Raw genomic sequence first — 14270 nt, 5'->3', positions numbered from 1 at the left:
AGGACCTGGCTCACGGGGCGCTTGTTCGGGTCAGGGTGGAGCAAGAACTCGCCACCCTGACGAGGGCATTGGAGGAACTGTGGGGGTTGCCGCGTGGGACGGTGACTGATGAGGTCACTGTGCGACGGGTGCTCGGCCAGCTGCGGGAGCGGGGCGCCTCGCCCCAGCTGGTGAAGCAGATCGAGCAAATGTTCACCGATCTATATGAGCAGTTGAGGTTGCTCGAGGAGGCCGATCGCCTCTATGGCCGGATCCTGCGGATCGACACGCTGGACGCGCAGCTGCTCGAGACGCCCAGGGAAGGGGAAGGTGCCGAGAACTTCCGGTCGCTGGTAGCGGATGCCACTGCGCTGGGCAGGCTTGCGGATGACCGGCACGCGGCGCAAGACCAGCCGCTGTGGTCGCAGCAGGTGCTCGGCATTCCCGAATATGGTTGGGGTCCTGGGGAACTACGCCCGAGCGTGAAGACCGAGCAGGTCTTGCGCGACCGGTTCGTGACGGTGGGTATGCAGTTGGCCGATGCGCTACCCGGAGTGGATCTGGATGCGCCAACCGTGGAACAGGTCCCACAGCTGCCCGCCAACGATCCTGTCCGAGTGCTGGAACTGGCACTGGAATTCGAGCAGCTGCGCAATGCGATCGCCGTGATCAGTGAGGTCGATGCCAAGGCCGAGCGGCTGCGTGACCTCGATCGCCGGCTGGATGGCGATATGGGGAGATCGGTCTATTCCCGACCTCTGCCAGAAGCTCAGCCGGGCACCACGATTGGGCTCGGTGCGGAACTGCTTGCGCTGCGACTGCGGACAACGGACCGGCGCGATAGCCTGCGCGAAATACTGACTCGGCGTGGCGCACGATTCGGGGTCACCCCGGACGACTTCGGCCGTGAACAGTCACAGCAGCTCAACGGTCGGCGAGCCGCGATGGCGAAGCGGCTGGCAGGATTGCTCAGCGATGTCACGGAGGGGGATCTGACTCCCTCTCGGGTCCTGGAAATCGCGCGGAACCTGGAGCCGGGACTGGGCGGCTCTCCGGCGATCGACCTCGTGCTGGAATTGGTAGAACTCGATGAGGTACTGCGCGTCGCCTCTGATCTCATCGCTGCGGGTGGACATGTCGAACTCCAGACCGGCGTCCTCGGAGACTTGGAAACTGCTCTGGTAGAAGCACACTCGCGACAACGAGCAGCCGCGAATCAGCTCGCCGACATGCAGCGCTCGCACCAGGACAGCGAGGCAGCCGGGCAGTTGGCGGCCGCGGCCGCGCGGTTGGACCGGTCGCACGAGCGGCTGCACCGATTGCGAGCCCAGCGCGACAATGTCGTCCAGATCGCGCGGGGGCTGCGCGAGACGCGGGCACAGCGGGACGCGGCGCAGAAGAAGCTCATCGGATTGGTGAGCCAGCGCGATGTCAACGTGAACCAACTGCTGGATCTGACCACCGAGTTGCAGGGACTCCTACACAAGCAGGTTGAGCTGGAACGGCAGCTCAGCATTGCGTTGATGCAGACAATCCGGTTGCTGATGCCGCCGACAGACCCGACGTCACTTTTTGCTGGGCGCGGCATCACACCGGGTGGATTCTCGGGTTCCGCAATCGCCCGTGGGGTGGGTGGTGGGCTCGGTGCCGGTCTCGTCGGCGGCTGGACGGGTCTGTCTTCGGGTATCGGGGGCGGCTTCGTCGGCGCTGCAGGCATGACCGGGGGTCTGAAGGGGCTGGGCGAAGGCTTCATATGGACGTCGCTGACTCGCGACGGCACCGGCGAGTTCGCGACTTCGGGTACCGACTGGCGTAACCGGCTGAAGCGTGACGTGGACCGGGCACAGCACCTGGATGCGATGACCGCTGTGGTACGCAGGGTGTTCGCGACGCAGCCCGAGAACGTATCCGACATCGTCGAAGCCTTTGTGGCGCAACCGGAGCAGGCGCTCGCGGATTGCCCAGTCGACATGCCGGACGCCGATTTCGAGGCACTCGGCGAGGCGGCTCGGTATTTCGTCGAGGTCAGCCGAGTCGACGCGCGTGGCGCGCAGCGCATGCGGGACCGGGCGGATCGGGAAGCGGCTCGGATCAAGCGCGACCGCCTCGCCCGAGAAGCCGGGCAGCCGGTCGAGGACACCGGTACCCACCCGGTGGAGCCGCCGAAGAAGGACGGCCTCTGCGCGCCATTGGCCGGGCAGGCGGCCAACGACTATTACCACGATGTGCGCGCTGGTCAGCGTGCTGTCGCCATGCCTGCGGTCGCCATCGACGAGGACGGCACCCCGGGTGCCGCGCTGTCCTGGCTGGCCGGCGGGCATGCCGACCCCATCCTCGATGGTGTCGACGGCCAGACCGGCAGTGGTGAGCAGCTCGACCACGGGGTGGCCGGCCATCGGGCCATCGCAGCCAAGCTGCTCGGAGTCGATCCCGAACAGTCCCACACCGACAAGCGGCGCGAAAGTAACCACCGCCGCGGCATGTTGGTGATCGACACCTACCTCGGCGACGGTGCGTCCGAACCCCACGCTCACGCCTACTTCGTGGTCAACCACCACGGAGAACTGCTGAAGTTCGACCGCAGCGGCAATCTGGTCGGCGAGTTCCTCCCTGCCCACGCGGCGGGTCTGGTGGCCTACACGCACGGCATCGAGCTCGACGCCGAGGGCAATCCGGTCCGCCCGCTGGAGGAGACCCTGGACTCGTCGTACGACCAGTCCCCTGAAACGTACCCCGGCAAGCCGCGCCGCCGGCGCATCGGCAACATCACGGGCCGTGACTCCGGCGCCGGCTCGAGCGACGAGCCGAGCGCGGTGTCGAAACCGAATTCCGCGCTAGCCGGAATTCCCGGGATCGACGTCGCGAGCGACGGGCTCTACCGCGCCGCCGGGTTCCTGATCGAGCCGCACGGTGATGGTCTTCGCCTGCACGGCCCGAATTCGGCTTTCTACAGTGATGCCGAGATTATGTCGCTGGCGGTCGAACGCGGCGAGAAGAACCTGATGGTGCACATACGGTGCATAATGCCCGGCCAGCGGGATCACGGACCTCAGGACCTCACCAGCACCACCGATGGGAGTAGCGGTGGGATGCGGGCCGTGGACGAGACGCGGGTCATGCGGGAGCTGGATGAACGCGAACGGGCGCAGGTCCCGGTGGAGCAGCAGTTGCTCGATTGCGGCTTCGAGCCGATCGCGGATGGTGTCCTGCGCCTGAGCCACGGTGATGTGGTACTCACCGCAATGGTGCGGCCCGATGGCGGTGTCGACTTCTTGACCCCGAAACAGCGGTTCGGGATGGACGCGCTGCTTGCGCAGTCCCGGATTATCGCCGTCGATCCGGTGCCCCCCGGCCGGTCGAGGTACCGGCCCGGCCCTCCGTTGGCGTTGCGTCTGACCAACGGTTGGCTGGAGTACACGTTCGTCAGCGATAACAATGTGCTGGAACAATCCCGAGTTACCCGTACGGTCACTCCTGCGGAGGCGGGCGTGACGCCTGTGCTGTCGCATCGGGAGGACACCGGTTTCGTGGTGGCCGGCGACAACACCACCGAGCTGATCCGGCGGCTCGACACCATCAATGGCCACCCGATCGCCGACCTCCAACGCTGGATGCAACCATTCGACCTCGAACACGCCTGGGATGATGGCGGTCCAGTCGATTTCGTCGGTTCGTCCGAGGGTTTCCTCGGCCCGGACGACAGCTTGCTCGACGTGTTGGCTCGCGACAACGACCTCGTCCGCAGCCTCGGACTGAGCCATACCGATCTCGGCCAGGCTGTCCAATTGACCAGGAAACTGGCAAGCGAATACCACGTGTCCGAATACCTCGGCGAGGGGAATCACTCCTACACAATCGCGACGACCGGCACTCTGGGATTCCAGGGTTCGCCGTTCCGAGACGACAGTGCCGGCTCGAACGATTACCTGGTCACCAACACGGCGACCGGCGTCTCGACTCAGATCTCCGACCTCGGTACGCACATGATCGAGCGGTACGGCTTCTACCAGGGCCCTGGAACCAACTACCGGTCGTCACCTGAACGGATCATCGCGACCTATGGGCATCTGCTCGACCGGGTGGGCGGACTGGAACGCCTGCGCGAGGTCGTGGCCGAAGTCGATGCCCGCCACGAGCATGCGGACCTGATCGCCGCGGTGCAGACGCTCGCCGACCTGGTCGGGTCGGAATGGGTCCGCAGCCCCGACCGGCCCGGCTTCGGCAACTCACCCAACGACCTGCCCGACAGCCTCGGCGGGCGTTTGCTGCGCTACCCGGGCCACAGCTACCTGGTCCGGGAGCTGGTGCACCGGGGGCCGGGTTCCTGTGTGCTCGTGGTGGATACGGACAGCACTGGTCTGCGCCGGTATGTGCTGACGAACCTCGCCGGCACGATCATGATGATCGACCGCAGTACCGCGGTGATGCGCGAATTCGTCCCCGGCAGCGACAGATACCGGACTATCGACGCGGCCTTCTTCGGTCCGAACAGGCGACCGGTCCACTCGATCGACGGCGACTGGGATCCGGTCCCGCGGTTCGACACCAACCTGTCGCAGGAGCGTCGCGAGGAAGCCTTCCGGCTCTACGCCGCCACGTTTGCCGAACTGCGAGGGGACGGGCGCCCCGACGGCGAGCTCGGCCGGTTGCGCGACCTGGCCGGGCAACGCCTGGCGACGATGCTCGATCACCACGTCACCACGGTCGAATTCGGCGAGCTGGCAAAGAAACTCGGCCTGCAGGCGCAGACCCTGACCGTGCAGCAACTGACACAGTTGCGGCAGACGCCCGAACCGCCGCGCGAGGCGCCGAGCGGAATCGTGCGGGGTAACGAGGAAGACCTGCCCGCGCAGCCGGTGGCCGAGTTGGCCAGGCTCGCCGCCGAACTGGACCGGTTGGACGGGCAGGTGCGCGAGCTGGACCGGCAGATCGCCGCCGGTGTAGCGGATTTGCCGCGATATACCTTCGCTCCCGAAGCCCGTGACCGGTTCCGCGCGCCGGCCGCGGTGACGGTGGCCGCGGTGGTGACCGGCAACCCGGATATCCGCTTGCTCGGCTGGGATACCAGCGAACACGGCACCTCGACCTATGCGACCGCCGCTGGGCTCGGCGCATATCCGCGCACGTTCGTCGGCGGGTACGAGCAGATGCAGCGGGTGCTGTGGGCGCTCGGCGACGGCGCGTCCATCGTGGTGTGCGATGACAACCACCGCAATGCTGGTGCGCAGGCCTACACCATGGTCAATGTGCGCGACCGGATCGTGGTTGTCGACTGGGCCGGCGCGGAAATCCATGACTTCCCACCCACGGCAGGCGCGGATGTCGCGCGGGCCGAAGGCTTCGTGTGCACCGCCGAGGGCCCGTTGCACCCGATGGCCGCCGAGGTCCGCGCACAGCTGACCGAGCTGTCCGCTCGCCGCGCCGAGGCGCTGCGAGCGGAGGACCCCGACGCAGCGGACGAGGCGCACACCGCGGCATACGACCTGATCTACGGTCCCGGTCACCCCGAAGCACCGCAGTATTCGGACGGAAGCTACAGCCGGTCGATCCGGTGGCGTTTCGAGGACCTCGACACAACGGTGCTGCTCGAGGTGCTCGCCCCATTGCGGGACCGACTGCGCAATGTCGACGACCAGGGCTGGCCCGACATTCACTTCGATATCGAAGGCATGGTCTGGTCGGAAGTCGACGACTTGCGCGAACGACTGAAGGCTTTCGGCCCGGCATTGCAGCGGGTCGGCTGGGGTGGATGGCACGAGTCCGTGCTCAAAAAGCTCGCGGGCCACACAGGGGCGATGGTCCGCGTCGACCTCGACGCGCCACGCACTCTGCGGTGGACGACGCAGGGCTGGGCTGTGGTCGCCGATGTCCCGACCGTCGCATCCGACGGTGTCGTGGAAAGTAATGTCCGCGAACGAATCGCGAAGCTGGTGCGCGAGCGCGACCTTTTGCTCAGGCGGCATGGGATGACGCTGCACGGTCAGCCGACCCCGCAGGGGATCTTGCCCACGCCGCTGCAGGAGATGGTCGCGAGCCAACGGGCGTACATCGACGAGCAGCTCGAACGGTTTGCCATCAAGGTCGGGGTTGCGGAGTCACAGCTGGACCGAGCCACATTGGACGGCGACAGCCGAGTGGACGCTTACAGTCGAGACCGGCTTTCGTTGCGGCGACAGCAGGCCGAACTGGCCCGGCTCGCGGAAGTCGTTGCACTGCTGCACGATCTGCAAGGCGATCAGCCACTGCCGTCGCTCGGCCCGGACGCGTTGCGATCGGAGACCCTGCCGCCGCCGTTTGTCGACGACCGGCCACCGACGGTCCTGGACTTCGGCCTGATCGGTCTGCGGATCCGGCGACTGCGCACACTGTGCGACGAACTGATCGACCGGTTGGGGCTGCAAACTCAATCGTTGTCACCGGATTCGGCGAAACTGGCCGGTGCGCGGCGCGCGGCCGATGCCGACTGGGTGGCGTTGGCCGACGCGCTCGCCGTGGACCCGTCGGTGCTCGCCGACCTGCCGCTGGACATCTTCGGCGACCCGGCGGACCTGGCGCTGGATGATCCGTTGCGGCCGGTAGCCGAGCGGCTCCGGGAAGCGGCCGACCAGCGGGCAGACATCATGCGCAGGGCCGCCGATGTCGTCCGGCTCACCGAGGCGATTGTCGAGCTCGACGAAGCGCAGCGGCTGCTCGACGACGAGGTGTCACAGCGCTACCACCGCGACCCGCAATCGCCGTACGGCACCTGGATCGGGCCGCACATCAACCTCGTCCCGGCCACCGACGGCCATCCCGCACAGCTGTTCGTTGTCGCTATGCCCGGTCGCCACGAACAGGCGCTGCAAGTGCTGGCCGACCAAAGGCCCGAATTCGCCAATGTTGTGGCAGCGGCCTCGCCGTACGAGGTCATCGCTATCACGGTCCGGCCCGGGCACGAGGGGAGGATCGAGGCCAAGTGGCAGGGGCGCATGGAGCCTCGGGAGCCGGACAACGCGGAACTCGGTGCCCGGCTGTTGGAGGCGTATGTCAGGTACCGCAAACGAGGACTGCTGGTCGGGCCGATCGGTTTCGACACCTGGTTGCGGCCGCTCGGCGGCTTGGCTACCTTCGCGGAGCTGACGACACGGATCGCCGCGGACTCCGATATCGACCCGCTCGGACCGCGCGAGATCATCCGCATGCTGACCACCGAAGACACCACCGCCCGGCGGCGCAGGCCGCACCCGGGCCGTCCGACGTGCACCACCACGACGACGATCACCGTCGGGGTGGTCGAGGTCCAGGTTCGGATGGCTCCCGACGGTCGGGGCGGGTTCGTGATCGCCGAGTCCGATCGCACGGAAAACGACCCGGGCACCGTAATTTCGGAGGAGTTCGCGGGCGTGAGCGCGTCCAGCGAGCGGAAGCTGGTGAAGGCGATCAAGCAGGCGCTCGCGGGCGGCGAGCTGAAACTGGTCGTCGAAACCGTCGACGCGCGAGGAGCGGTCGCGCAGCAAGAATCCGACGACGACTGGCAGCAGCGTTTCGAGCGGGAGCTCGCCGAGTCCGCAGCGCTGTTGCCCGCCGACTTCCCACCCGCACATGTCGAGGAGGTTCGCCGCCGAATCCAGGCCATGGCACCGGAATTCGCCGAACGCGGCCACGCCGACTGGCACACCATCCTCTTGGCGGGCCTCGACGCTCCCGCACAACCGACCGTCGCGCCCCCGGCCGCGCCTGTGCAGCTCCCGGCCACGACGACCCCACGCGCGTCCTCGCCGTCGGAAGGTGACGGCGTCGCGCAGTGGGCGAACGTCGACGGGCACAAGCGGCAGGGCAACGCCGAACCCGGCCCGTTCAACTGCGGTCCACTGGTGCAATGGTTCGTACGCGACGCCGCTGCGGGCAATGCGGGCGTGGCGATGCACCCGAAGAATGTGAACGACCAGGCCGTCGCCATGTCCGGTATGGACAGGGTCGAGTTCGTCGCGGACATGAACATCGGCTGGGCCGCACAGCATTTCGGTATCGGCACCGCCGGTCTGGCCGCCATGGTCGAGCACGTCCGTCAACTCGGCGGCGTGCTGGTCGGCGGCGTCGACTCGGCAGGCCTCGGCCTCGGCCACGCCTTCGCCGTCGCGAGGGTCGATGAAGACTTCGCCAGGAAGATGAACGCCCTGCCCCCAGCGGTGCGCGGCGAGCCCGAGCTCGTGGTCGGCGAGGTCGTCGTCTTCGACAACGCCGCGGCCGGCCTGCTGCGCGGCGAAGCGGTCGACAAGTGGATGGTGTCCGAATGGGTCGGCTTCGCGGAAGTCCACGTGGCGGGCCTGGACGCCGATGGCGCTGTGGCACTGGTGGATACCGATGAACTGGCCGCCGAGGTCCAGGAGAAACGCGGTCCGGCGAGGAAGCTCGGTGTCGGCCCGGTAGCGCCGTCGGACACGGCCGCTCCCGGTGACGGCCGGGTGGTCGGGACTGCACAGGACGCAGACCCGACCGCGGATTATCGACGTCCGAGATTACCCGGCGCGTCGAATACGGCTGAGTTCAACGCCTCGCGTGACACCGGCGAACGCCGTGCACCACAACCCGGCGCGGCGCCTGTCACACGCGAGGCCGAGGTGGCCGCTGAGCTGTATCGGCGTTTCGGCGGCGAAGTCAGGGGCCAGTTGCCGTCCCAGGCCGGACGTGAGGTCGTGGACTCCGTTGTGCGCGATACTTTCGAGCGAGCGGCGCGGCAATTTCTGACAGGTCGCAAGCTCACGTTGCAGCGTATTTTCGCCATCGCGGCGGAACGGTTCGCCTTCGATCAGTTCCGACGCGAGTACCCGCACTTCCAACGCCGGATGGCCGACTTCCTGAGGTACTCGCCGCAGGCCGAGCGACTGGCGGACGTGGACGCGGAGCGGATGTGGAACGCGCTGGGCAACCTCCGCTCCCACGGTGCACGCACGGTGATGCTCGGCCGGTTCCGCGATGGGGAAACCCTCACGGCCCTAGCCGAGAAAACCGGCTTCAACGGGTCCGTGGTGTCCGCTCTGATCCGTTCTACCACTACGAACCTGGCGGACAGGCTCGGCGTCGCCGAATCAGAGGCGTTACGCCCCAGTGCCGATCAGCAGTCGCGTCCCGCGGGCTCACCGGTCGCCGCGATCGCCAATGAGCAGGCTCTGGAGGCGTCGCGTCCTGCGGGCCGCCCGTGGATCGTGGCGATCGCCAATGCGATGGGGCTGTCCGAGAGCACGGTGTACCGGGTCCTCAAGAAGCAGAGGGAGCCCTCCGCTGAGATCAAGCGCGTTGTGCTGCAGTGCTATACGGACCTGGGCGGCATCCTCGCCGACCTCGATGCCCCGAGCCCGCAGGCATCGCGCTCGGCGCGGCGCCCATCGATCGCCTCGATCGCACGTAAGACGGGGATGGTCGAGAACACAGTGTCCAGGGTTCTCAACAAACAGCTGGGGTCTGCGGAGACCAAGCGCGTTGTGCTGCAAGCCTATGTGGATCTGGGTGGCGACCCCGCCGACCTTGCCGGACACGCCGATGTCGCCGATGCGGAGCCCACAGGCGATGGCAAGCGCGCCACGCTCCAAGACGTGGCCAGGGCGGCCGGAGTTGTCCCGAGCACGGTCAGCCGGGTGATCAACGGCCTGCCGGTGTCCGAAGAAACGCAGGCGAAGGTGACCGCCGCGATCACCGAAACCGGCTACCAACCCCGCAAGCGTGGCCCGGTGCGTCCGGGTGTGCGGATGCGAGTCGGGCTGGCCGAAGTAGCGGACGCCGCCGGAACCGGTCTGGCGCAGGCACACCGAGCCCACCACGGCCTTCGCGTGGCCGCGCAGACCGCGCAGCGGTTGAAAACAGAAGCCGAGCGGCTCGGGTTCGACGTCGGCAACCCGCGCAGCCGGGTCACCATCGCCCAGGTCGCGGAGCGTGCGGGAACGAGTTCGGCCACGGTCGAACGGGTACTCGCGAATCATGCCGTTGACCTGTGGACGCGGGAACAGGTCCTGGAGGCAATCCGTGACCTCGGCTACCAGGTGTCCGGCGGATACGGCCGTGGCCGGGCGACCGCTGCCGACGGCAGCGTGGTGTCCTGGGAATGGGATCAGATCGGCGCGCATCTGCGGCCGGGTGAACGGATCTGCGGTGCTCTGGTGCAGGAGGAGGTCAAGGTTTTCCTCGGCCCTCAGGGCGCGGCGATCAGGCCCGTCAAGGTCGGCCAGACCCTCGCGGCAAGGGGGATGACCGGTGCCGCCTTCGCGGGAGGGCTCGGCGCGAACTGGGAGGCGTCGCCGTTCGGCCACGGCCTCGACGGCTTGAAGGCCGTGGTGGAACACGTCTGGCTGCACGGCGGCGCGATCGCAGGCGCGATGGACTTCGACGGCAAGGGCGCCCACGCGTTCGCGGTATTCAAGGTGACCGAGCAATACGCCGCCCGCAACAAGCACCTGAACCTGAAAGTCGGCGAGGTCGTGGTGTTCGACAACGCCGTGGGCGGCATCGTGCGCGGCGCCGACGTCGACACCTGGATCGCGCAGGCCGTGGCCGCCGGGGCGACCGAGATCAACGGGATCATCTTCGAAGAAGACGGTACGCCGAAAGATCCGCTCGGCCCCGACCGCAAGCCGATACCGGACCGTGGCCCGAAGGGGCGGATCGGCGCGCGACCGGACGGACCGGATCCGCAGCGGCCCGGACGGGATTCGGAAGCGGCCCGCTCACCGGAACATCTTGCGGCACAAAATATTTCGTCTCACGACTATGTGCTCGACTCCAGTTCCTCCACGTTCGCGCGGCTGCCCGACGGGTGGAATGGGGAATCAGCGCGGTTGTTCCATCCCGACCCGCGGCTGGCGGAAGCGCTGCGGCGCAAGGCTGCCCGGATCCAGGCGTCGAGCGAACGTGGCGAGGCGGCGCTGCAAGCGCTGCGTAACCGGTTCCTGCAGCAGGGGGTAGATCCGTCGGATTCGACGGCCGTGGAGCTGACGGCGTGGTATCTCTCGGCGCTGCGACCCGCGATCGTGGAGTTCTTCGAGCGGGTGGAAGCGGTCCTATCGATCGAGGCCCCGACAGTGGAGCCCCTGGGCACCGATGGTTTGGCGGATGCGCTTGGTGTGGTGGAAGCGCTGTCGCATGTGCTGGATCGTCTGCGCGGCCTTGGTGAGCAGTCGCCCGCCCGGCAAGAGGCGGAGCAGATCGCGACGCAGTTCCATGCCGACCTGAGGAGTCTGTCCGAGCAGACCGCCGAGGTGCTCGACGCCGAGGGCAGTGTGCGAGAACTGCTGCAGCAGAGCACGAGCGAGGCAGTATGGGTCGTGCGGCGGGCCGAGAGCCAGGGCAGGGGATACTGGCTACAGCCAGGGGTGTGGTCCATTCCCGGTAGTCCGCAGCGGTTGCTCGTGGTCGGTGAGCATCCGACATCCGTGGTTTCGGTCGGCGAGCTCACGCGGTGGCGCCGGGACGGGTATGCCGTCACCCTGCTGCAAGTCGGCGTCGGCGAATTGGACGGCGCGATCTGGGTACGTGAAGTCCGCCAGTCGTCATATGTCAACAATTACGCGGGCGACTCCAACTACGGAATTTGGGGGCGGATCGATCAGGATGGAGTGCTGAGTTCCGAAGTGCGGGTCGGCCCCGGCACATTGTCGGGTCAGGAGATGTTCGCCGACCTCATGCGAGCGCTCGGCGACCGGGTCGAGGCCATCGAGTCTTCCTGGACCTCCGGCGATGAATTCCGCGACCAGCTGGACAGTTTCAATGCCGGTATCCAGAACTGGCTGACTCCGCAGGAGGCAGCGCGCCAGACGTTCACCGCGAAGATAGCCGAACGGCTCGGGTTCACCGAGATTGTCTTCGGAGACCAGGAGCTGGCTCGGTTCGGTATCGAGGACAGTGGGCTGGTAGGACGTCCCGGCGAGTACATCGGTGTGAAGGTGCGATTCGTCCGACCGGAACGGGCGGTCGTTGATGCCGCCGAGGATGCTGAGGTGGAGTTGGTTTCGGCCCTGCCCGAGCACGGCGATGTCGAGCTCGCACCGGGTGAGTTGCTGGTGTCCGATCCGGACGGGACAGCGCTGGTCTTGACGAACGGGGGGGTGCTGGCAGCCGTTCCGGATGCGGTGTTCGACCGTATTGTCTTCCGGTACTTCGGATTCCAGCCGGACGTTGGATTGACAGTCGAGAACGGAGTGGCGCACGAGCTGTTCCGGGTCCTCGCGCCGGGTGGCATGGTTTGGATCGAAACCGATCTGCAACCGCGTCGCGGGGATGCGATGGTCGGGATCATTACGCGGAATATGCGTACGGCCGGTTTCGTCATCGGCCAAGCCGTTGCGGGGGACGGGCACTATACGATTACCGCGAGCCGCCCGGACGGAGGATCGGAACTTACCGGGGGCGAGGATCTACTGCGGGCCGGTAACGACGGCGTCGCCGACACCGGCGACGTCGACAACGTCACGATCGCGCACCCGTACGGCGAGGGCACGCCGTGGATTGCCAACGCCTTCGACGGCATGTTGGCTCCCGACCATCCTGTCCTGCACCGTCCGAAGTCTCAGACATTCCAGCTCCGGGTGGTCCGCGACTGGCAATTCGACGACGGGGAGCGCGGCACGGCGTTCCTCCGGCCGGATGGCACGCCCCACACCACCGAAGGGGCGGGAGGTGACCCGATCATCCTCGGGCGGAACCCCCAGGACTACTACAGCGGCGACGATAGTCACCAGGACGCGTACGCCGGCTATCTGGAGAAAGGAAACGGGCCCGGAGTCGCGGGTGTCGGGACGGCGTGGTTCGTCGAGGGCCGACTCACCGAGGTCAACTCGTTGGGCGGGCCGCCGTTGGCCAACGCGTGCGCGGACCCGAAGAACGCCGCGAACCTGCTGTTCGACCTGGTTGAGGCCGGCGTCGATTTCGATACCGCCGCATTCGATCCCGACGACTTCGCGCCGCCCGGTTTGCTGTGGCAGAACCGGTTCGCGGCGCGGTCGTTCGACGACGTGCTCGAGGGCCGCGGCCGTGACGTCGCTTGGTTGCTCGTGGGATTCGGTCACGGTTTCTCGGTGGACCTCGTCGGAATGGAAAGCTCGGGCGACGGCATCGAGGTGACGTTGAAGCTCGACCCGGTTCGCGGCAAACCTGGTCGGGTCACGGTGGTGCTGAGGCGGGTCGATGGCGTCGCGACGGTGGAGCTTCGCGATGTCGATCTGGGTGCGGAGCCGGATCGGGTAGCCGCTGTACTGCGTGAGTTGCAGGACCGACTGACCTCGTGGATGAGGGAATCGGGTGCCGTCTGGTTCGAGGTCGGCGATGTTTCGCCGACCTCGAACCAGACAGCACCCGATTTCACAGCCGCGAACACATCCACGACGGACGGATCATCGCGGCGCGCTCAGCATGTGGTGCGGACCACGGGAGCTGACGCCGCTCCGCGCGCCAAGGCAGAGGCGTTGTCCTGGTTGGCAGACCAGCTTTCCGGCTGGCCTGCGTGGCAGGTCGATCACGCCGCGGGGGCGTTCGGCGAAATGGTGGACAACGCCCTGCGGCGCAGCCCCGACAAGGTGCAGATTGTGGTGGAGACGACCGGTGATCTGGTGCGTGTCACCGTGTTCGATCAGTTCAACGTCTTCGATGCAGAAGTCGATCTTCCTCAGCTGCCGGGCCAGGTCGAAGGGGCCGATGGTCCGTGGATGCGGTCGGGTGTCGATCTGCTGCGAAACCACGACGAGGGCTGGCGGAAAGCGGTGTGGTTCGAACTTCATCGGTCGGATTGGGCCGAGTCGGATCGAGCAGGGCAATCGCGTCGGGAAGCCCCGGAGCCGCCGTCGCGTGGCCCCTCGGGGCTGGTCGGCGCCCGGCCGGACCGGATGGCTGCCGACTCACGCGCAGCCGACTCACGTCCGACCCCGAACACGCTGCGGCAGCGCGCATCCGCTGACAAGACAGCGCCGACCGATGTGGTTGCGGGACAGGCGAATTCCGTCGGTGACGGGGTGGTGGAGTACCCAGCGGCGCCGACCCGGTCGCGCCCCACTCCGAGCACGCCGCGCGCGCTCCAGGAAGGTGTCTCCGCTGAGGGGGTCTCGGATCCGAATGCGGCCGGTCCGAATTCGGCTGGTGGCGCTGACGCTTCGGTCGGTGTGAACGACTGTGTGCCAGTGGCATTCCAAGAGCTGGAGGCGGTGCACGACACCGGGTTGGTGGATTGGTCCGCGTTGGGTGAGGTGGGGCCGGAAGGGGCGTCCGGTAGCCGGATTGCTCGTGCGTTGAAGCATCGGCCGGAAGGTTTCGCCGATCGGGCCGCGGTTGTT

Annotated in this window: 1 protein-coding gene (running past both ends of the window); it reads left to right on the top strand. The window is 67.1% G+C overall.

The whole window is internal to a sigma-70 family RNA polymerase sigma factor gene (locus tag AB0M74_RS09060; RefSeq protein WP_364903733.1) on the top strand: the coding sequence, 102903 nt in all, runs 64174 nt past the left edge and 24459 nt past the right edge, and what appears here is coding positions 64175-78444 — codons 21392 (partial) to 26148 (complete); the first codon wholly inside the window starts at position 3. Both the start codon and the stop codon lie outside the window.

The organism is Nocardia sp. NPDC051463 (assembly GCF_040681975.1).
In the GTDB taxonomy this organism is placed as follows: Bacteria; Actinomycetota; Actinomycetes; order Mycobacteriales; family Mycobacteriaceae; genus Nocardia.
Note: the sequence above shows the minus strand (reverse complement) of the source record. Positions and strands in the feature narration are given on the sequence as shown.